Genomic DNA, 19,816 nt, shown 5'->3' with positions numbered 1-19,816 from the left:
ATGGCGTGGTCCATGCCACTATTTGCGCGCAACGCAAAATCAGGCCCCCCGCCAGGACCTCTCCCATGACGCTCAGCTACGACCTCTACTGGTCCTTCCGGTCGCCCTATTCCTACATGATCATGCCTCGGCTGACAGCGCTGGAGCGGGACTACGACGTCACCTGCAATGTGCGCCCGGTCTATCCCCTGGCGGTGCGGACCCCGGAGTTCTTCGAGACCCGCGACCCGCTCTGGTTCAGCTACTTCATGGTCGACATCCATCGCGAGGCGGCCTTCCTCGGCCTGCCCTTCCGCTGGCCCCGGCCCGATCCGGTGCTGATGGACTTCGCCACCCGCACCTATCCCAAGGAGCAGCCGCACATCCACCGCCTGACCCGGATGGGGGCCGCCGCCGCCGAGCGCGGCAAGGGCCTGGCCTTCCTGGAGGAGGTCAGCAAGACCATCTGGAGCGGGATCGTCGACGACTGGCACCTGGGGGACCACATCGCCCAGGCCACGGCGCGGGCGGGCCTCGACCCCGCCGAGATCGCCGCGGCCGCCGATGACGAGGCCGACCGCCTGCACGATTTGATCGAGGCCTCCCAGGTCGCCCAGCGCGAGGCCGGCCACTACGGCGTGCCGATGATCGCCTTCAACGGCGAACCCTTCTTCGGCCAGGACCGCGTCGACCAGTTCAAGTGGCGGCTGGAGCAGCAGGGGCTGAAGGCCCGCTAGGCCTCCAGCTCGATGTCCCAGTAGAGGTAGTCGAGCCAGCTCTGGTGCAGGTGGTGGGGCGGGAACTTGCGGCCGCGCTCCTGCAGCTCATAGGCGGTGGGCCGCCTGGCCTTGTGGCGCGGGAACATGTGCGCCTCCTGCGGGGTGCGGCCGCCCTTGGTCAGGTTGCAGCGGGCGCAGGCGGTGACGATGTTCTCCCACGTCGTGCGGCCGCCACGGGACCGGGGCACCACGTGGTCGAAGGTCAGGTCAGCCGTCGAATGGCAGTACTGGCAGGTGAAGGCGTCGCGCAGGAACAGGTTGAACCGCGTGAAGGCCGGCGGCCGGTCCTGGGTCACGTACTGCTTGAGCGAGACGACGCTGGGCAGCTTCATGGTGAAGGAGGGAGAGTGGATCTCCTGGTCGTAGGTGGAGACCACATCGACCCGGTCGAGGAAGACGGCCTTGATCACATCCTGCCAGGGCCACAGCGACAGGGGATAGTAGCTCAGGGGACGGAAGTCCGCGTTGAGCACGAGACAGGGCCAGCCGGACGGCGGGTGGGTGAGCACCTTCATCGCCGGGCATCCCGGTGCGCTACGGCGCCAGATGGGTACGCGAGGAAACTGAAGACGGAGCCCTCATTCTCAACCGCTCTATCGGCGAATCGGCTGGAACACTGATGCCCCTGATTCCCGACGCACGGGAATTATAGGGGAGATTTCGAGACATCTCCATGACCGCATGGTTGCGGCTGTCCCCGCTCGCACCCCCTGGGGGTTCAGGCGAGCGGGGCGCTGCCGGAAGGCATTAGGCGCTGACGAGGGCGGTGGCGCCGGCGAGCGTCAGGCTGAGCACGGTGAAGGCGACCACGACGGCGGCGTCGAAGAAGCGGGCGAAGCGGTGGTCGGTGTTGGCGAACATGATGTTTTCCTTTTGATCTGGCCGGTGGGTCCGGCCGCCCCGTTCATGTGAACAATGCTAAGATAGCAACAATCTGAACAATGTACAGATACATTTTACGCTGTACGCTATGCGTTTATGAATAGGCGGATCGGTGGGGTTCGGCGCAGCAAAAAGGGGCCCCGAAGGGCCCCTTGCGATCAAGGATCGACTTTTCGGCTCAGGCGCCGACCACTGCCGTGGCGGCGGCGACCGTGAGGCCCAGGACCAGCAGGACGGCCGGGGCGATGCGATCGAAGAACCGTTCGAAGTTTGCGAGAGACATGACACACACCTTTTAAGTTTGAACCCGCGGGGAGGCGGGGCGTTTGTTATTTGAACGATGCTAAGATAGCACCCATCTAAGCGACGTCAAGATGATCTTTACGGCGTCCAGATATACTTTTACAGTGAGCGCGATGAGAGAAACTGCAGCCGCCGAATCCCGGCCCTATCACCACGGCGACCTCAGCCGCGCCCTGATCGACGCGGCCCGCCGTCTGTTGGAATCCGACGGGCCCTCGGCCCTGTCGCTTCGCGCCGTGGCCCGGGAGGCAGGGGTCAGCCCGGCCGCGCCCTACCACCACTTCAAGGACAAGGGCGAACTGCTGGACGCGGTGGCCCACGAGGGCTGGGACCTGCTCAACGAGTCGCTCAGCGCCGCCCGCAAGTCGGCCCATTCGGTGAAAGACAAGCTCACCGCCCTCGGCGTCGCCTATGTCGTCTTCGCCCGCGACAATCCCAGCCTCTACCGCATCATGTACGACGGCTCCCGCGACAAGGAGGACCTGCCCTCCCACCTCCACATGCAGGACGACAGCGCCTACTGCCAGGTGCGCGACACCCTGGTGGAGGCCGGCGCCGATCCCACCGACGAGATCTCCCTGGAGCTGGCCACCACCGCGGCCTGGTGCGCCGCCCACGGCTTGGCCGAGATGGCCTCCTTCAAGCAGTTCGATCCGCTCAAGGCCGCCCTCGGCGGCGAGGAAGCCTTCTTCCGCGGCGTCTTCGAGCACATGAAGATTTTCGCCGACGACCATAAGCCCTAAACCCGGGGCGTGAGCGCGCCCTTCGTCACCCGTTTCGCCCCCTCCCCCACCGGGCGCCTGCATCGCGGGCACGCCTTCTCGGCGCTCACCGCCCACGCCGCGGCCCGCGCCGCCCAGGGCCGCTTCCTCCTGCGCATCGAAGACATCGACGCCACCCGCTGCCGGCCTGAATACGAGGCCGCGATCCTGGAGGACCTGGCCTGGCTGGGCCTGACCTGGGAGCAGCCGGTGCGGCGGCAGTCCGAGCATCTGGCCGACTACCAGGCCGCCCTGGAGCGGCTCGCCGCCCGCGGCCTGCTCTACCGCTGCTTTCGCACCCGCCGGGAGATCGCCCAGGCCATCGCCAGCGCCCCGCACGGCGCCATGGAGACCTGGCGCGGCGGGCCCCTTCCCGCCGACGAGGAAGACCGGCGGCTGGCGGCCGGCGAGACCTTCGCCTGGCGGCTCCACCTCGACGCCGCGCTGCGCGCCCTCGAAGCTCCCCTCACCTTCCGGGAGGAGGGCGCCGGCCCGAACGGCGAGACCGGCCTGATCACCGCCCGGCCGGAGCTGGGCGGCGACGTGGTCCTGGCCCGCAAGGACGTCGGGGTCGCCTATCATCTGGCCGTCACCGTCGACGACGCCCTACAGGGGGTGACGCACGTCATCCGCGGCCAGGACCTGTTCGAGGCGACCCACGTGCAGCGCCTGCTGCAGGCCTTGCTGGGCCTGCCCGAGCCCGTCTACCGCCATCACCAGCTGCTCACCGGCCCGGACGGCAAGCGCTACGCCAAGCGCGACCGGGCGCAGACCCTGGCCGAACTGCGGGCGGCCGGGGTGACGCCGCAGGACCTACGCGCGGAGATGGGATTTTGACCGAGACCTCCGAGCAACGCGGCAAGGCCCTGGTCATGCTGCTGATGGGCGCCTGCGTGATCGGGGTCGGGCCGGTGCTGGTGCGCATGTCGGAGACCGGCCCGGCGGCGGCGGGCTTCTGGCGGCTGGTCTTCGCCCTGCCCCTGCTGGCGGTCATGGCCCAGAAGGCCGGGGGCGGCATCGGAACCCCGCCCCGGGCCGCCATGCTGGCCGGGGTGGCCTTCGCCCTGGACCTCGGCTTCTGGCACTACGGCATCGCCTACACCTCGGTGGCCAAGGCCACGGTGCTCTCCAATCTGACGCCGGTGCTGGTGACCGCCTTCGCCTGGATCTTCCTCAAGCAGAGACCCCGGCGGCTGTTCCTGCTGGCGGTGGCCTTCGCCGTGGCCGGCGCCTGGACCATGGCGCTCACCAAGGGCGCCGGCTCCACCGGCCGCGACCCGGCCCTGGGCGACGCCTTCTCGGCTGCGACGGCCATCTGGTACTCGATCTACTTCCTGGCGGTCTCGTCGGCGCGCCAGTCCATCTCGGCCACGCGGATCATGTTCTGGTCGACCCTGGTGGGCGCGCCCTTGCTGCTGCTGGCCGCGCTGGGTCTGGGCGAGCGGATCCTTCCCACCGGTCCCGCCGGGTGGGCGGCCTGCGCGGGCCTCGGCCTGATGCACGTCGCCGGCCAGGGCTCGATCGCCTGGGCCCTGGGACGGCTGCCGGCGGCGACCGCCTCGGTGGTGGTGCTGATCCAGCCGGTGGTGGCCGCGATCCTGGGCTGGCTGCTGTTCGACGAGCTGCTGGGGACCTGGCCCGCCGTCGGCGCGGCCGTGGCCCTGGCCGGAGTGGTCCTGGCGCAATGGGCCAGCCGGCCGAGGGTCGCAGAGGTCGCCTCCGTCAGCGCATGACGCCCAGCAGGTAGAGGACGAGGATCACGGGGATCGGAATGCCGATCGCCCAGAGCAGGATGCCTTTCATCGCCGCCTCCTAGTGATGGGCGTGGTGTTCGGCGTTCCGCTTGCGGGTGGCGGCGGCCTTCCTGGCCGAGGCGGAGCGTTCCGCCGCCGAGCGGCTGGCCGAGGCCTTGCCGCCCTTCTCGCCGCCCCTGTGAGCCGCCGGGTGGCCGGTGGACTTGCCGCGACCGGAGCCGCCGGCCTGCTTGCCGCCGCCGTCGTCCTTGTTGACGGTGGCCCAGGCGCGGCGCTCGGCTTCCTTCTCCGAGACGCCTTTCTTTTCATAGCCTTCCGCGATGTGGTCGGCCTTGCGTTCCTGCTTGTCGGTGTACTTGGACTTGTCGCCCTGGGGCATGACACGAACTCCTGCGATGAAGCCCCGCCCGTCTCGCCAACGTGACGGCGGCCGGTGGAGTTCCAGGGTCGGCTAGAGGTCCCAGGCCCTCCGCGCGGCTTCGATCCGGGCGAGCTTTTCGTGGAAGGCGGTCCAGTCGTCCTCCGCGGCGATGGCGGCCCAGATGGCCTCGATCTCATCGATCAGCAGCTCCTCCGGCTCGGTCCGGGTGAAGTAGGGATCGAGCAGGCGGCCCGGGCGCTCAGGCTCGGTCTCCGCCACCCGGCGACGGAAGTCGGCGAAGGGCTGGCCGCCATAGATGTCGCCCCGCGGACTGGCCATGGCCCGGCCCACATCGCCGCAGAACCAGTCGAAGAAGAAGGGCTCCCAGCGCAGCCGCTCGCCCCCGGCGGCGAGCGCCGTGAAGGCCGCATTGACCAGGCCCGCGTCCAGCTCGCGGCCGCGGCTCTTCAGCCCCAGGCGCTTCAGCATGGCCGCCGCCAGCCCCCCGCGATAGGCGTCGGCGAAGCCGTTCAGGGCGTCCACCAGGGGCTGTTGCTCGCTGACCATGGCCAGGCAGCCGCCGAGGTTCTGCAGATTCCAGAACACCGCCTCCGGCTGGCGGCCGAAACTGTAGAGGCCCTGCTGGTCGAAATAGGCCGCCACGAAGTTGGGGTCGTTGCGCGGCAGGAACCGATAGGGGCCGTAGTCGAAGCTCTCGCCGGTGATGTTCATGTTGTCGGTGTTGAGCACCCCGTGGACGAAGCCCGCCGCCATCCAGGCGGCCGCCAGGGTCCCGGCCCGCTCCACCACCGCGGTCAGCAGGGCCTCGGCGCGGTCGGGGGCGCCCTCCAGCTCGGGGTAGTAGGTCTCGATGACGTAGTCGACCAGGCGGACGATCTCCTGGGGCTGCTCCAGGAAGGCCTGCCGCTGGAAGGTGCCGAAGCGGATGTGGCCGTGGGACAGGCGGGTCAGCACCGCCGAGCGGGTAGGGCTCGGCTCGTCGCCGCGCTCCAGGGCCTCACCGGTCTCGATCAGGGAGAAGGACTTGGAGGTGGGGACGCCCAGCGCCTCCAGCATGGCCGTGGCCAGGACCTCGCGCACCCCGCCCTTCAGGGTCAGGCGGCCATCGCCGCTGCGCGACCAGGGGGTGGTTCCGGAGCCCTTCGTGCCCAGGTCCAGCAGGCGGCCGGTCCCCACCTCCCGCATCTGGGCGAAGGTGAAGCCGCGGCCGTCGCCGAGGTCGGGGTTGTAAACCCGGAACTGGTGGCCGTGATAGCGCTGGGCCAGGGGCGGATCGATATTGCCCGGCAGGGGCTGGAAGCGTCCGAAGTGGGCCACCCACTCGGCGTCCGTCAGGGTCTCCAGGCCCACGCTGGCCGCGGCCCGGTCATTGCGGAACCGCTGCAGCGCCTGGGGAAAATGGGCCGCCGCGACGGGATCGGCGAAGGCCGGGCCGAGGCTGGGGAGACGCGGGTCGGGGCGGTAGGCGGGGGAGACGGGCATGGGGGCCAGATGGAGGCGAAAACCGTCCGCGGCAAGGCCGGTTGTGGTACGCCGGTCGTACAAGCCATGCTACCGAACAGCCCATGGCGCGACGCATCACCCTCGATTTCCTGAAGACCGAAGCCGCCTCCGGCATGATCCTGGCCGGCGCCGCCCTGGCGGCCATCCTGTTGGCCAACTCCCCGTGGTCACAGCACTATTTCGGGTTCATCGCCCACCCCCTGACCATCCAGATCGGCGCCTTCGACGAGACCCACAGCGTGATGGACTGGGTGAAGGAGGGGCTGATGGCCATCTTCTTCTTCGTGGTGGGGATGGAGATCAAATACGAGATTCTGCGGGGTGAGCTGTCCAATCCCCGCCGCCTGGCCCTGCCCGTCCTGGCGGCCATCGGCGGGATGGTGATCCCGGCCGGCGTCTATCTGGCCTTCAATCTCGGCCCCGGCGGATCGCCCCAGGGCTGGCCCACCCCGACGGCCACCGACATCGCTTTCGCCCTGGCGGCCCTGGCCATCGTGGGCAAGAAGCTGCCCCCCTCGCTGCGGGTGTTCCTGCTGACCCTGGCGATCGCCGACGACCTGGGCGCCGTGGCCCTGATCGCCATCCTGTTCACCGCCAAGCTCAATCTGCTGGCCCTGGGCGGCGCGGTCTCGACCTTGGCCATGATGTTCCTGCTGGGGCGCTGGAAGAACGCCCCCTACTTCTTCTACGCCTGCTGTTTCGCCCTGATCTGGGCCTTCACCCTGAAGAGCGGGATCAACACCTCCCTGGCCGGGGTGGCGGCGGCCATGACGGTGCCGATCGACCCGCGCCGGCCGGGCCAGGCCGGGGTGCTGCACTACTTCATGGACAGCCTGCACGGCTATGTCGCCTTCCTGATCCTGCCCCTGTTCGCCTTCGTGGCGGCGGGGTTCAGCCTCAGCGGGCTGTCGCTGAGGGAGCTGTTCAGCCCCGTCGCCCTGGGGGTGGCCGCCGGCCTGTTCCTGGGCAAGCAGGTGGGGGTGTTCGGGGCCGCGGCCCTGGCCATGGGGCTGAAGCTGGCCCGGCGGCCGACGGGGGCGAAGTGGATCGAGCTCTATGGGGTGGCCCTGCTCTGCGGGGTGGGCTTCACCATGAGCCTGTTCATCGGCGGCCTGGCCTTCAGCCCCAGCGACGTGGCGGCCCAGACCGAGGTGCGGCTGGGGGTGATCGCCGGGTCGGTGGCCTCGACCCTGCTGGGGATGGCGGTGCTGAGCTGGTCACAGGCGCGGCGCAATCTAGAGCAGGGCTGAGGCCCAGGACTCGTCGTCGCGGGGGGCGGCCAGGACCGGGACGTCGCCGGCGAACCGGGCGACGGCGGCCACCGTCTGGGGGAAGTCCGGGGCGTCGGGATCGGCGCTCTGGCTGACCACGACCCCAAGCACCGCAAGGCCCCGCGCGCGCAGGACCTCCAGGGCCGTGAGGGTGTGGCTGACCCCACCGAGATAGGACCCGCCCACCAGGATGGTCGGCAGGCCCAACGCCAGCTGCAGGTCCAGGCCCGTGGCGTCCTCGGCCATCGGGCTCATCACCCCGCCGGCGCCCTCCACGAGCAGCAGGTCGGCGGTCTGGGCGGCCAGGACCGGGCGGCAGACGGCCAGCAGGTCGGCCAGGGTGAGCGTCACCCCCTCCAGGCGGGCGGCCATGGGGGGCGAGAGCGCGGCCTCGAAACGCAGGGGGGACATGGCCGCCAGCGCCTGCGCCGACAGGTCCCGACCAAGCGCCGACAGCAGCCGACCGGGATCGGACGTGTCGGTGGCCACGGATGGAAGATAACCGGTTACGACGGGCTTCAAGGCCTCCACGGACCAACCCTTGTCGCGGGCGGCCTTCAGGATCGCGCAGGCGGCCCAGGTTTTTCCCACATCCGTATGGGATCCGGCGATGAAGACGGCCCTCACGGGATCAGACCGACGATGGCCGACACTAGACCGTCAATGTCCCGCGAGGTGTGGCCGGCGGTGAAGGCCAGGCGCAGGCGGGCGGTCCCGGCGGGCACGGTGGGCGGGCGGATGGCGACGACCAGGAAGCCTTGGGATTCAAGAGCTTGGGCGGCCTCCAGGGCCCGCTCGGCCGACCCCATCACCAGGGGCACCACCGCCGAGGTCGCCTCGGGCAGGTTCAGGGCGCGGGTGAAGCGCCGCGCGTTGGCCAGGGGACGGCCGACCAACGAGGGGTCGGCGGCGATCACCTCGAGGGCGGCCAGAGCCGCGGCGGCGTTGGCCGGCGGCAGGCCGGTGGAATAGACGAAGGTGCGGGCCCGGGTCTTGATCAGGTCGATCACCGGGGCGCTGGCGCAGACATAGGCGCCGTAGCCGCCGAGCGCCTTGGAGAAGGTGCCCATGGCCAGGTCGATGCGGGCCCCCGGATAGACCGCGCCCGAGCCCGCGCCGCCCTGCCCCACCACGCCGAGGCCGTGGGCGTCGTCCACCAGCAGCCAGGCTTCGTGTGCGCGGGCGAGCTCGCTGATGGCGTCCAGGGGCGCCAGGTCCCCGTCCATGGAGAAGACCCCGTCGGTGGCGATCAGGCAGCGGCCCGCCTGGCCGCGGTGGGCCGCGAGTTTCGCCGCCAGGTCGGCCATGTCGTTGTGGGCGAAGGCCGCCACCGTGGCGCCGGAGAGCTGGGCCCCGGCCCAGATGCAGGCGTGCGCCAGGTCGTCGGCCAGGACCAGGTCGCCAGGTCCAACGACCGTGGGAATGATGCCGGTGTTGGCGAGATAGCCGGAGCCGAACACCGCGGCGGCCTCATGCCCCTTCAAGGCCGCCAGCCGCGCCTCCAGCTCGGCGAAGACCGGGTGGTCGCCGGTCACCAGCCGCGAGGCGCCGGCGCCGGCGCCATGGCGCTCCACGGCGGCCATGGCCGCGGCCTTCACGGCGGGGTGGTGGGAGAGGTTGAGATAGTCGTTGCAGGAGAAGGACAGCAGGCGGCGGCCGTTCCGCTCCACCCACAGGCCGTCGAGACGGTCGGTGGTCACCAGCCGCCGGCGCAGGCTGCGGGCCTCGAGCTGATCGAGCTTCTCGGCGGCGAAGGCGGTGAGGCTGTCGGTCATGGGGCGGCGATATGCACCCTGTTGGGGGCGTCAGGAAAGCAGAAGCGCATCGTCCGGCCACGAAGCCGGGCGGCGGCGGCGCGCCTCTGGCGGCGGTCCTGTCGGAGATGTGAGAGATTAGGAGCGCAAGCCGAAGTTGCGAAGGCGCTCCCCGCCCTCCAGTATCGCGGTTCGACGAACTGGGGGGCCGGGCATGCGACGACTGATCGCCACGATGGTGGGCGCCATCGCCTTGATGGCCGGTGGCGGCGCCTCAGCCCAAACCATCGCCTGGAAGGTCGCCGACCGCTACCGGCTGTTCGATCAGGCCGATCCCGCGGCCCGCGCCCGGGTGGAGCACCTGCTCGACACCCTGGGCAAGACGCCCGGCCGAGGCGCCGAAGGGCTGATCCGCAGCCACTATGACCTGGTCCTGAAGACCCTGGCCGGTCCGGAGGCCAGCAGCCTGCGCCGTTCCAACTGGGCGTGGGCCAGGGCGACGGGCGACGCGGATCTGCGGCGCTACAGCCCGGACTACCTGTATCCGAAGCAGTACCGGGTCGAGGCGCGGCTTGTGAATCCGCCGGTCGAGGGGCCTTGCCGGTGGAGGGTCGGAGCGGAACCGGCCGGGGTGGAACAGCCCTGCGCCCAGCCCGTCCTGCTGACCGTGCCCGCGGGCCAACGGCAGGGCGGCTGGGGGGCGGACACCACGATCACCGTGACCGTCGGCGAGGGCCCCGCCGTCAGCACGCCGGTGGCGATCACCGACCGGCTGGTGGTGGCGCTGGGGGACTCCTTCATCTCCGGAGAGGGCAATCCCGACCAACCTTCGGCCATCTCGCCGAACATCCCCGCCGGCCCCGCCTTCCAGCGGCCCGACTGGCTGGGCACGAAGGCGGCCGAACCCTATGTCACGCCTGCGGAATGGTGGGACGAGCCTTGCCACCGAAGCCTGCTGTCCTGGCCCGTCCTGGCCACCCTGCTGGAGGCGTCGCGGAACGAGCACGCCGTGGTCACCCTGGCGCACCTGGGCTGTTCCGGCGCCGAGGGACCCGACGGGCTGTATAAGCCCCAACGGAAGCTGCCCGGCGGCGGCGACGAAAGGGCCTCACAGGCGGACCAGTTGAAGGCGCTGCTGGACGCCCGCGCGGAGCCGCGGCGGATCGACAAGGTGCTGCTTTCGCTGGGCGGCAATGATGTCGGGTTCGCGCCGGTCATCGCCTATGCGTTCATACCGCCGAACGGCTACGGCCTCGGCCCCCTGGATGTCGTGCCGGCGGCGCTCAACGGCCTGGTGGGTGGGGTGGTCCGGCCCTACCGGAAGGACAGGCTGCCGCTCTCGGCCATCGGCATCTGGCGCAAGCCCGCCGAGGCGCGATTCGAGGCGTTGCCCGGAAGGCTGGCGGAAACGAAGCGGACTCTCGAGGTGGGGCTCAAGGTCCCGTCCCGCGACATCGTCCACGTCATGTATCCCGACATCCTGCACGACGAGACGGGAGATTTCTGCCGCACGGCGCTGAACGATCGCGATCTGGCGCAGCTTCGGGAACGTGACGAGGCCCAGGCCCGCCGTGAAGCGAAGTTCCAGCTGCGGCACCGGGATGACACGCGGGGCGGCTTCGAGTCCGCCGCCTATCAGCTGCCCGGCTTCGCCAAATGGAAGCAGACCTGGAACTTCCAGTTCCAGTACACACCCGAACGCGAGGGGCCCGAACCCTGCGACCCAAAGACCGCGCGCGGCGAGGAGTCGGAGGTCTGCAAGGCCCACTGGGTGTGGAGCCACCTGAACGACGAGGTGGCCCGCTCGAAGGAGGCGCGCGGCTGGACGGTGGTGGGCGACCAGGTCGCCGCCACCACCGGGCACGGCTGGTGCGTCAGTCCCAAGGATTCCCTGAGCATGCCGATCTCGGTCCTTCAGGACGGGCGATATGTCTGGGCGGTGCGCGACCACGGCGATGGCTGGGTGCCGGCCTCTCCGGCGGCATTCGATCCCTATGACCCCGACCTCGGACGCTGGTTCCGGACGACCAACGACAGCGCGCGCAGCCAATACGCCAGCCGCAAGCGCATGCACCAGGGCACCATCCACCCGACCTTCAACACCCACATCGCCTATGCCGAGGCCGTGGCCGACGCGGTCTTCCCCGCCCCGGCGACGGATAGCGCCGCCACGGGCCGGTAAGGTGGGCCGGCCGTCAGGCTCTCCGGTCCGCCGGGGGGCCACCCTCTTCCTGGCCGCCCTGATGGTCGTGGCCCTCGGCGGGGCCGCCGCCCCGGCCGGCGCGGCGGAGGACGCCATCGGCCGCTGTCCGGCGGCGCGCCTCGATCCCCCCGCCGACGCTGCGCAGCCGCCGGGTGTGCGGGCCCGGTTCATGGGGACGACGACCATCCTGCTGGAGGACGGCGTCGACCAGATCCTGCTGGATGGCTTCTTTTCCCGTCCCCGGCTGTCGTCGGTGATCTTCCGCAAGATCGGACCCGATCCCAGTCGCATCAAGGCGGGGCTGGCGCGCGCCCGGATCACCCGGCTCTCGGCCGTCCTCACCGCCCACGCCCACTATGACCACGCCCTCGACGCCCCCGATGTCGCAGAGGCCACGGGCGCGCCGCTGGTGGGATCGGCCTCGGTCGCCAATATCGCCCTGGGACGGGGGTTTCCCGCCGCCCGCATCCGGACGATCACCGGCGGCGAAACCCTGTGCTTTGGCCGCTTCACCATCCGGGCCGTCGCCGCGCCCCACAGTCCGACCGGCCGGCTGAGGGGGTGGCTGTTCGATGGCGCGATCCCCCGCCCCCTGGCCTCGCCCGCCCGGGCCTGGGCCTACAAGGAGGGCGGCAATTTCTCCTACCTGGTGGAGCACGGCGGGACGCGCGTCCTGCTGCATCCGAGCGCCAACAGTCGGCCAGACCTGTTCCAGGACATGCGGGCCGATGTCGTCTTCCTCGGCCTGGGGGGCCTGGGCGGGCGCGACGAGGATGGCCTCGAAACCTATTGGCGGGAGGTGGTGGGGATGACCGGGCCGACCACGGTCATCCCGGTCCATTGGGACAATTTCTGGCGCCCGCTGGACCAGCCGCTCAAGCCGCCGCCCCGCCCGTTCGCCGACCATGCGGGGGCGATGAGGGTCATCTCGCGGCTGGCGCGCCACGACGGGGTGACGATCCTGTCGCCACCGCCCTTCGAGGCGCTGGATCTGCCCGGGCCGGTCGCCACCGCCCGATGACGCGCGCCGGGCCGCGGTCCGGCTCCGGATGGCCGCAGCTACTTCGCCGGCAGCAGCCACCTCAGGGCGGCCAGGGCGGCGGGGTGGTAGATGGTGCTGTGGTGTTCCTGGGGGCGGGGGTCGTAGCGCCAGGCCAGGCCGGGCGGCCGCGCGGTCTTCAGGGCGGCCAGCAGGGGCTCGAGGCCCATGGCCGGGCCCTCGTCGGCGAGGCCGAGATAGAGGCGGCGCGATCCGGGGGGCTGGGCGGCCAGCAGGGCGGGCGCCGATTTCGCCAGGCTGTTTCCATCCCACCAGAGGCTGGGGCTGATGGCCACGAAGGCGTCGAAGGGGCCAGGCGCCTTCAGGAAGGTCTCGGTGACGAAGAGGCCGGCCAGGGACTCCCCCATCAGCACGGCGTGTCCGTCGGTGCGGTAGCGGGCGGCGACATAGGGGACCAGCTCCTCGGTGAGGAAGCGGCGGAAGGTCGCCGCGCCGCCGCTGGTGGGGGCGTCCTTCAGATCCCGGGAGTCGGCGGAGGGGGCGGTGAGGTCGCGACGGCGGTCGGTCCCGGCGATCCCGACCACGATGGCGTCGGCCAGATAGCCGTTCATGGCGCCGACCTGGGCGATGCCGGTGATGTGATGGAAGTCCTCCGCCTCGCCGCCGTCCAGCAGGTAGACGACGGGATATTTGCGGTCCCCGGCGCCGTAGCCGGCCGGCAGGTAGACATTGATCGTCCGGGTCTCCCCCAGGAGCTTGGAGGCCAGGCCGTAGGCGGCCCCGATGACGATGGGACGGCCGGGCTCGGCGGCCCGGGCCGGGGCAGCAAGGGCCAGGACGGCGAGGGCGAGGAGAAGGCGGATCATGCGGGCATTGAGCGTGAGGCGCGGCGCGGGTGCAAGGCCTGGCGGCGCGCCTTCTCCCCTTGCCGGGCGGTAGGCTTTCTCGGAACACGTACGGCGTCATCCAAGCCAGCGGCAGGCCGAGCGACGGCCCGCGAATGTTCTGGCACGAATAACGTCAATATCTGGCCGGCGAAAACCCATGGTTAAGGCGCGGGCCCCATATTGGGTTGGCCGTCACGTCTGGCGGCGGAGTCCCCGCGTACCCCATGACCTCCGAAACCAAGGCGTCGTCGGACCTGGCGACCTTTTTCGACGTCTCTCTCGACATGCTCTGCATCCGCGACGCGGCGGGCCGCTTCGTGCGGCTGAGTCCGTCCTGGGAGACGGTGCTGGGCTATCCGGTGGCCGAGCTGCTGGGTCAGCCCCTGCTGCCCCTGATCCACCCCGAAGATGTGCCCTCCACCAAGGCCCTGATGGCCCGCATCACCACCGAGGGCGAGATCGTCGGCTTCGTGAACCGCTACCGCCACCGCGACGGCCGCTACCGGCAGCTGGAATGGCGGGCCCGCCAGTGCGGCGATCAGGTCTTCGCCGTGGCCCGGGACGTCACCGACCGCCTTGCCGCCGAGGCGGAGATGAAGGCCGCCCGCGAGGCCGCCGAGGCCGCCAACCAGGCCAAGACCGACTTCCTGGCCAATATGAGCCACGAGATCCGCACGCCGCTGAACGGGGTGATCGGGGTCGCCGCGGCCCTGCAGCAGACCGACCTGACCCCCGCCCAGAGGGAGATGCTGGACCTGATCTCCAGCTCCGGCCTGACCCTGGAGCGGCTGGTGTCGGACATCCTGGACCTGACCAAGATCGAGGCCGGCCAGCTGGAGATCGAGGCCGCCCCCTTCGACCTGCGCCGCGACCTGGAGGGGGTGCTGCACCTCAACCGCCTGCGGGCCCAGGACAAGGGCCTGGACTTCCATATCGACTACGAGGCCGCCGCCCGCGGCCAGTTCCTCGGCGACGTCACCCGGCTGAAGCAGGTGCTGGGCAACCTGCTTTCCAACGCCGTGAAGTTCACCGGCGAGGGGGAGGTGCGGCTGAAGGTGGGCCTGGCGGAGGACGCCCAGGGCGCCGCCGAGCTGACCCTGGAGGTGGCCGACACCGGGGTGGGCTTCGACCACGTCGCGAAGGCCAGCCTGTTCCAGCGCTTCAGCCAGGCCGACGCCACCATCACCCGCCGGTTCGGCGGCTCGGGCCTGGGCCTGTCGATCTGCAAGGCCCTGGTGGAGATGATGGGGGGCGAGATCGCCGCGGAGTCCGAGCCGGGGCGCGGCAGCGTCTTCCGCGTGACCCTGCCGCTGGCCCGCACCCTGACCCTGGCCGAGCACGACGCGGCCGACGCGGCGCCGACGCCGGCCGAGGCGCCCCTGGCCCGGGTCGACGCCCTGCGGGTGCTGCTGGCCGAGGACCACCCCATCAACCAGAAGGTCGTGCAGCTGATCCTGTCGCCCCTGGGCGCCGAGATCACCACGGTGGCGGACGGCGAGGCGGCCCTCGCGGCCTTCGCGACGGGCGAGTTCGACCTGGTGCTGATGGACATGCAGATGCCGGTGATGGACGGCCTGACCGCCACGCGGGCCCTGCGCGACCTCGAGGCCCGCCACCCCGAGCGGGCGCGCACCCCGATCATCATGCTCAGCGCCAACGCCATGGCCGAGCACCGCAGCGACGCCCTGGCCGCCGGCGCCGACCACCACATCGCCAAGCCGGTGACCGCCCACCTGCTGATGGACGGCATCGGGGCGGTGTTCGAGATGGCCGAGGCGGCGGAGTAGCGGGGACGGGCGCCGCCCCACTGGGGGAGCTGTCTCCATACGTCATCCCGGGCGACCGGAGGGAGACCTGGGACCTGCGGCCGGGATGACGGGGAGAGAATGAGCCCCGCTCACCGATGGGCGGCCAGGAGGTCGCTCCAGCGCCAGGCGCCGTCGCCCAGGACCAGCCGGGCGGCGCCGGGCGTATCGGCCAGGGTGATGAGGACCAGGCCGCGCATGGGCTGGGCGCGGCAGGCGGCGGGCGCGAAGGCGACCTCCAGGGCGATGGCCTGGCGCAGGCCGGCCAGGCCCTTGCCCGCCTGACCCGGAGTCTGCACCCAGTCGCCGTTCCAGACATGCAGGGCCCGGCCGCCGGTCCCCTGGCGGGCGTCGGCCACCGCGGCCTGGATGCCGCGGTTGCGGCGCAGGGCCGCCTGCAGGCGCTCGACCATGTCGCAGCGGCCGCCCCCCGCGCCACCGCCGCCGCCCTCCCCCGCCCCGGAGCCGCCACCGCCGCCGGCGGTCAGCGCGCCGGCGAGCTGGGCGTCGCTGAGGGTGGCCATGGGCTGGGTGACCGGGGCCGGGGCGACATAGACCGGGGTGACCTGGGGCGGGGCCGGGCGCGTGGGGCGGACCTTCAGGCGCGGGGTCGGCTTGGCCGGGGGCTCGGCCGGGGCCGGGGCGGGGGCGGCCGGCGCCGGGCTCGGAACCGGGGCGGGTTTCGGCGGCGGCGGCGGCGGTGGCGGGGGCGGCGGCTGGAAGAGGGTCACCACCATGGGCTCGGGCTCGGCCGGCGGCTCGGGCGGCGGCGGGGCGGTGAGCAGGACGAGCGGGATCAGCAGGTGGGCGGCCGCGCTCAAGGCGATGGCCCACCGCGTCGTCGGGCTTGGCCGGCGCGGCGCCCGGGGCCCCTCGCCGAAGTCGTTGACGGCCTCAGTCACCGCCGCCTTGGAGCACCCCGGCGCGTCAGGAACGTGGCGCGGCTTGGCCGTGGGGCGCCTCGGATTCGCCCCCATATCGCGCCGTGCGCTGGGGGCGTATCGGGGGTCCTGAACCCCCGCCTACAGCCACGCTGAGCCAGATTCCGGACCCAAAGCGGTCGTCAGACGGCCATTTCGGACTCCCCACATTTCAGGCGCGCAAGACCTTGGGCGTCGCGCGCCCGACGGAAGGATACCGATCTTGAAGACATCAACCCTTAGAACCGCCGCGCTCGGCGGCGTGCTGGTGATGGCGGCCGTGGCCACCAGCGGCTGCGCCACCCACCGGTTCGTCCGCGACCAGGTGGCCGTGGTGGACAGCCGCGTCACCCAGGTGGACGGCAAGGCCGGCGAGGCGCTCTCGCGCGCCAACGCGGCCCACAAGCTGGCCGAGGGCAAGTTCCTCTACCAGGTCGTGCTCTCCGACGACTCGGTGAAGTTCCCCACCGACCGCCACGCCCTGTCGCCGGAGGCCGAGGCCCGGCTGACGGAGCTGACCGAGCGGCTGAAGGCGGAGAACCGCAACGTCTATCTGGAGATCCAGGGCTTCACCGACGCCACCGGGACCCCGGAATATAACGAGCAGCTCGGCGCCGCCCGCGCCGAGGCGGTGCGCAAGTTCCTGAGCCAGCAGGGCATCGCGCTCAACCGCATGGCCACCATCTCCTACGGCGAGGACACCCCCGTGGCCGACAACACGACGCCCGAGGGCCGCGCCCAGAACCGGCGCGTGGCCATCGTCGTCCTGAGCTAGAGGGCCGGCGCGGCGGCCGGGGTGCGGGCCGCCGTGTGGGGGCGATGCTGAGCGCCGCTTGATCGGCCAAACCCCCGCGCTAGACTTTCGCCCATGACCCAAATCCCCGTCCTCGTCATCGACCTGCAGACCGGCATGTTCGACGGGGTGCATGAGCCGCCGATCCATGATGCGGAGACCCTGGTGGCCCGGACGCGGGCGGTGACGGCCTGGGCGCGGACCCAGGGGCATCCGGTGGCCTTCGTGCGGCATGACGGGCCGGCGGGCGATCCCCTGGCGCCGGGGCGGCCGGGCTGGCCGGTGTGGCCGGCCCTGGGCCAGGCCGAGGACGAGCCCACCTTCGGCAAGACCGTCGGCGACGCCTTCAGCAACGCCGAGCTCGGCGCCTGGATCGAGGCCCAAGGCGCCGAGGGCGTGGTGCTGCTGGGCGCCCAGACCGACCACTGCGTGGCCGCGACGTGCAAGGGGGCGCTCGCCGCCGGCCTGGCGGTGACCGTGGTGGCCGACGCCCACTCCACCTGGGACTATGGCGGCGAGACCGCCCCGCAGATCATCGCCCGCCACAATGCGGAGTTCGCGTCGGCGGGCGCGCGGGTGGTGACGACGGCGGCGCTGACGGGGGGCTGACCCCGGCGCGTTCGATGCTAGCCTGCCTTCAACAACAAGGGAGGGCGGCATGAGCACGCTGGTGAAGGTTTCCGACGAGGGTCACGTCCGCACGATCGCGCTGAACCGACCGGAGAAGAAGAACGCGCTCAGCCAGCAGCTGGCCTGGGGCGTGGTGGCGGCGGTGGACGAGGCCGCCCGCGACGACAATGTCTGGGTGGTGGCCATCACCGGGGCGGGCGACGCCTTCTGCGCCGGGCTCGACCTGTCGGGCTCGGAGCCCTATTCGCCCCTGCCGCCGCAGAGCGCCCAGCTGGACGACATCAGCTGGGTCGGCCAGTTCGTGCTGTCGATCCGCAAGCGCTGCGACAAGCCGGTGGTGGGCGGGATCAACGGGGTGGCGGTGGGCGCGGGCCTTGGCCTGGCCATGGCCACCGACGTGCGGCTGATCAGTTCGAGCGCGCGGCTGATGGCCGGTTACACCCGCATCGGCGGCTCGCCGGACGCGGGGCTGACCATCACCCTGCCGCAGGTGATGGGCTATGAGAAGGCCATGCGCTTCATGATGGAGAACCGCACGGTGACCGGCGCCGAGGCCCTGACCTGGGGCATGGCCGGCGAGGTGGTGGACGAGGGCGCCTTCGACGCGCGGCTGGCGGAATACTGCGCCTCGCTCTGCGAGTGGTCGCCCATCACGCTGCGGCTGCTGAAGCGCGGGATGGTGAAGTCCTACGAGAGCACCGACATGGAGCAGCAGCTCCGCTACGAGGTCTCCAACATCGGCCGCGCCTTCGCCAGCCAGGACGGCAAGGAGGCGCGCAAGGCCTTCCTGGAGAAGCGCAAACCGGTGTTCACCGGGCGCTAGACTTGATCTGGGTCAGGGCGCAGCGCGCGCGTCGCGCCAGGGTGAGGCGACCCCTTTGTCGGAGCACCCCATGGACGCCAAACAGACCGAGGCCATCGTCGCCGTGCTGGAGGCCGGCAAGGACCTGACGCTCGCCACCCTGCGCCCCGACGGTTTTCCGCAGGCCACCACGGTGGGTTATGTCAGCCAGGGCCTGGCGATCTATTTCGGCTGTTCGGCCAAGTCGCAGAAGGCCGCCAACCTGGCCCGCGACGACCGGGTCTCGGCCACCGTCGGCCTGGCCTATGACCACTGGAACGAGATCCGCGGCCTGTCCCTGGGCGGGCGGGCGCGGCGGCTGACCGAGGAGGCCGAGATCGGTCGGGCCGGCGCCCTGTTCCTGGCCAAGTTCGCCCCGGAGATCGGCCAGTACCTGTCGCCGGACGGCGGCGAGATGGCCCTGTTCGAGATCACGCCCCTGGTGGTCTCCCTGCTCGACTACCGCCAGGGCTTTGGCCACACCGAGCTGGTGGAGGTGGGCGCTCCGTCTTGATCTGGATCATTAGGTCGGACATCCGACCTAAGATACAGTCGGCGCGCCAAGGCCCGGTTTGATCCGCGTCAAGGACGACGGCGGGTCGTCTGCGCCCCATGCTTCTGTTCGCCTGGACAGGAGACGATGATGTTTGCCTTGACCACAGTGTTCGACCGCGCTTCGCACTGGCCGGCCCGGTTCGCCAAGGGGGTGACCCTCTATGACGAGGGCGAGCCCTCGACCACCATGTACCGCCTTGAGCGCGGCTGCGTGCGGCTGCAGGTCAATGGCCATGACGGCGACCGCCAGATCGTCAGCTTCCTGTTTCCCGGCGACCTGTTCGGCTTCTGCCTGGACGAGCGCCGCGCCAGCGCCGAGGCGGTGACCGAGGTCGAGGTCACCTGCTATTCCATCGCCTCGGTCCTCGACCTCAACGGCCGCACCACCGAGGTGCTGGTGGAGCTGGTGAACCGGGCCAACGGCGCCTTCGGCGAGCTGGCCCATCACGTCGAGAAGATCACCCACCTGCCGGCCGCCGAGCGGCTGCTCTGGTTCTTCAACTGGCTGACCCACCACGACCCGGCGGCGGCGGCGACCGGCGTCATCCGCCTGCCCATGAACCACCGCGACATCGCCGACTATCTGAGCCTGAAGCCCGAGACCCTGAGCCGGGCCTTCCGCCTGCTGGAGACCCGCGGCTACATCCAGCGCAGCGGGCGCCGCGGCCTGGCCCTGACGCGCCACGCCCTGGCCCTGCGGGTCCGCTCGGCCGCGGAGTTCACCGCCCTGGAGGCGCGGCCGGCGGCCTGATCGGGGCGATGTTGACGGTGGTCAATTCCCCGTAGTCGTCCCGGGTGTGTCCTGTCGCCAGGT

General features: G+C 71.0%; 20 protein-coding genes. 13 read left to right on the top strand and 7 right to left on the bottom strand.

All coding sequences use genetic code 11. From position 1 onward, the window contains the following. The first annotated feature begins 65 nt into the window (after positions 1-65). Positions 66-716: a 2-hydroxychromene-2-carboxylate isomerase gene (locus AC1RN5_RS14510; protein ID WP_493041858.1), complete on the top strand. Its 651-nt coding sequence runs from the start codon at positions 66-68 to the stop codon at positions 714-716. Here the strand turns inward: AC1RN5_RS14510 and AC1RN5_RS14505 are convergent. Next, positions 713-1,273, bottom strand: a complete 561-nt coding sequence (locus AC1RN5_RS14505) for an HNH endonuclease (protein ID WP_493041857.1) — start codon at positions 1,271-1,273, stop codon at positions 713-715. The two genes, AC1RN5_RS14510 and AC1RN5_RS14505, sit on opposite strands and share 4 nt — an antisense overlap. A gap of 783 nt (positions 1,274-2,056) precedes the next feature. Here AC1RN5_RS14505 and AC1RN5_RS14500 point away from each other — a divergent pair. The 3 genes from AC1RN5_RS14500 to AC1RN5_RS14490 are packed head-to-tail and all read left to right on the top strand — an operon-like array spanning position 2,057 to position 4,437. Continuing rightward, positions 2,057-2,686 (top strand): TetR/AcrR family transcriptional regulator, encoded by a 630-nt coding sequence (locus tag AC1RN5_RS14500; RefSeq protein WP_493041856.1) that lies wholly within the window; start codon positions 2,057-2,059, stop codon positions 2,684-2,686. 9 nt (positions 2,687-2,695) lie between these two features. Beyond that, positions 2,696-3,541, top strand: coding sequence for a tRNA glutamyl-Q(34) synthetase GluQRS (gene gluQRS, locus AC1RN5_RS14495; RefSeq protein ID WP_493041855.1), 846 nt, complete (start codon positions 2,696-2,698; stop codon positions 3,539-3,541). Continuing rightward, positions 3,538-4,437, top strand: coding sequence for a DMT family transporter (locus tag AC1RN5_RS14490; RefSeq protein ID WP_493041854.1), 900 nt, complete (start codon positions 3,538-3,540; stop codon positions 4,435-4,437). The genes gluQRS and AC1RN5_RS14490 overlap by 4 nt, the downstream gene beginning before the upstream one ends. Before the next feature lie 79 nt (positions 4,438-4,516). On the opposite strand, the gene AC1RN5_RS14485 is transcribed toward AC1RN5_RS14490, so the two are convergent. Beyond that, positions 4,517-4,837, bottom strand: coding sequence for a plasmid stabilization protein (locus AC1RN5_RS14485; RefSeq protein WP_493041853.1), 321 nt, complete (start codon positions 4,835-4,837; stop codon positions 4,517-4,519). A gap of 72 nt (positions 4,838-4,909) precedes the next feature. After that, positions 4,910-6,322, bottom strand: a complete 1,413-nt coding sequence (locus AC1RN5_RS14480; protein WP_493041852.1) for a protein adenylyltransferase SelO — start codon at positions 6,320-6,322, stop codon at positions 4,910-4,912. Positions 6,323-6,405: 83 nt separating this feature from the next. On the opposite strand from AC1RN5_RS14480, the gene nhaA reads away from it, so the two are divergent. Next, positions 6,406-7,593, top strand: a complete 1,188-nt coding sequence (gene nhaA / locus AC1RN5_RS14475; RefSeq protein ID WP_493041851.1) for a Na+/H+ antiporter NhaA — start codon at positions 6,406-6,408, stop codon at positions 7,591-7,593. On the opposite strand, the gene bioD is transcribed toward nhaA, so the two are convergent. Together bioD and bioF are read right to left on the bottom strand one after the other, a co-directional pair. After that, positions 7,579-8,241, bottom strand: a complete 663-nt coding sequence (gene bioD, locus AC1RN5_RS14470; protein ID WP_493041850.1) for a dethiobiotin synthase — start codon at positions 8,239-8,241, stop codon at positions 7,579-7,581. The two genes, nhaA and bioD, sit on opposite strands and share 15 nt — an antisense overlap. Further along, complete coding sequence (gene bioF, locus AC1RN5_RS14465; RefSeq protein ID WP_493041849.1) at positions 8,238-9,389, bottom strand: 8-amino-7-oxononanoate synthase; 1,152 nt, start codon at positions 9,387-9,389, stop codon at positions 8,238-8,240. Before bioF ends, bioD begins: the two co-directional genes overlap by 4 nt. A 193-nt stretch (positions 9,390-9,582) precedes the next feature. Here bioF and AC1RN5_RS14460 point away from each other — a divergent pair, with 193 nt between their 5' ends. Both AC1RN5_RS14460 and AC1RN5_RS14455 read left to right on the top strand, forming a co-directional pair. Beyond that, positions 9,583-11,550: an SGNH/GDSL hydrolase family protein gene (locus AC1RN5_RS14460; RefSeq protein WP_493041848.1), complete on the top strand. Its 1,968-nt coding sequence runs from the start codon at positions 9,583-9,585 to the stop codon at positions 11,548-11,550. 1 nt (position 11,551) lies between these two features. Beyond that, positions 11,552-12,592, top strand: a complete 1,041-nt coding sequence (locus tag AC1RN5_RS14455) for an MBL fold metallo-hydrolase (protein ID WP_493041847.1) — start codon at positions 11,552-11,554, stop codon at positions 12,590-12,592. A gap of 38 nt (positions 12,593-12,630) precedes the next feature. Here AC1RN5_RS14455 and AC1RN5_RS14450 read toward each other — a convergent pair whose 3' ends face one another. Next, on the bottom strand, positions 12,631-13,437 hold the full coding sequence (locus AC1RN5_RS14450) for an alpha/beta hydrolase (RefSeq protein WP_493041846.1): 807 nt from the start codon (positions 13,435-13,437) through the stop codon (positions 12,631-12,633). Positions 13,438-13,682: 245 nt separating this feature from the next. On the opposite strand from AC1RN5_RS14450, the gene AC1RN5_RS14445 reads away from it, so the two are divergent. Next, positions 13,683-15,245, top strand: coding sequence for an ATP-binding protein (locus tag AC1RN5_RS14445; protein ID WP_493041845.1), 1,563 nt, complete (start codon positions 13,683-13,685; stop codon positions 15,243-15,245). A gap of 110 nt (positions 15,246-15,355) precedes the next feature. Here the strand turns inward: AC1RN5_RS14445 and AC1RN5_RS14440 are convergent, their stop codons facing one another. Beyond that, the gene (locus AC1RN5_RS14440; protein ID WP_493041844.1) at positions 15,356-16,165 is read right to left on the bottom strand and encodes a hypothetical protein; all 810 of its coding nucleotides are present in this window, start codon (positions 16,163-16,165) and stop codon (positions 15,356-15,358) included. A gap of 241 nt (positions 16,166-16,406) precedes the next feature. On the opposite strand from AC1RN5_RS14440, the gene AC1RN5_RS14435 reads away from it, so the two are divergent. The 5 genes from AC1RN5_RS14435 to AC1RN5_RS14415 all read left to right on the top strand — a co-directional run bounded on the left by AC1RN5_RS14435 (position 16,407) and on the right by AC1RN5_RS14415 (position 19,753). Then, the gene (locus AC1RN5_RS14435) at positions 16,407-16,958 is read left to right on the top strand and encodes an OmpA family protein (RefSeq protein WP_493041843.1); all 552 of its coding nucleotides are present in this window, start codon (positions 16,407-16,409) and stop codon (positions 16,956-16,958) included. Between the two features lie 93 nt (positions 16,959-17,051). After that, complete coding sequence (locus AC1RN5_RS14430; protein ID WP_493041842.1) at positions 17,052-17,585, top strand: isochorismatase family protein; 534 nt, start codon at positions 17,052-17,054, stop codon at positions 17,583-17,585. A 49-nt stretch (positions 17,586-17,634) separates the two neighbouring features. After that, positions 17,635-18,429 carry an enoyl-CoA hydratase/isomerase family protein gene (locus tag AC1RN5_RS14425; RefSeq protein WP_493041841.1) on the top strand — a complete coding sequence of 265 codons (795 nt, stop codon included), beginning with the start codon at positions 17,635-17,637 and terminating at the stop codon, positions 18,427-18,429. A 70-nt stretch (positions 18,430-18,499) separates the two neighbouring features. Further along, positions 18,500-18,961 (top strand): pyridoxamine 5'-phosphate oxidase family protein, encoded by a 462-nt coding sequence (locus AC1RN5_RS14420; protein WP_493041839.1) that lies wholly within the window; start codon positions 18,500-18,502, stop codon positions 18,959-18,961. A gap of 129 nt (positions 18,962-19,090) precedes the next feature. Next, positions 19,091-19,753, top strand: coding sequence for a Crp/Fnr family transcriptional regulator (locus AC1RN5_RS14415; protein WP_493041838.1), 663 nt, complete (start codon positions 19,091-19,093; stop codon positions 19,751-19,753). Positions 19,754-19,816 lie beyond the last annotated feature (63 nt).

This window comes from Phenylobacterium sp. GW821-FHT12F10, assembly GCF_058806695.1.
This window is presented reverse-complemented; position numbering and strand designations above follow the sequence as displayed.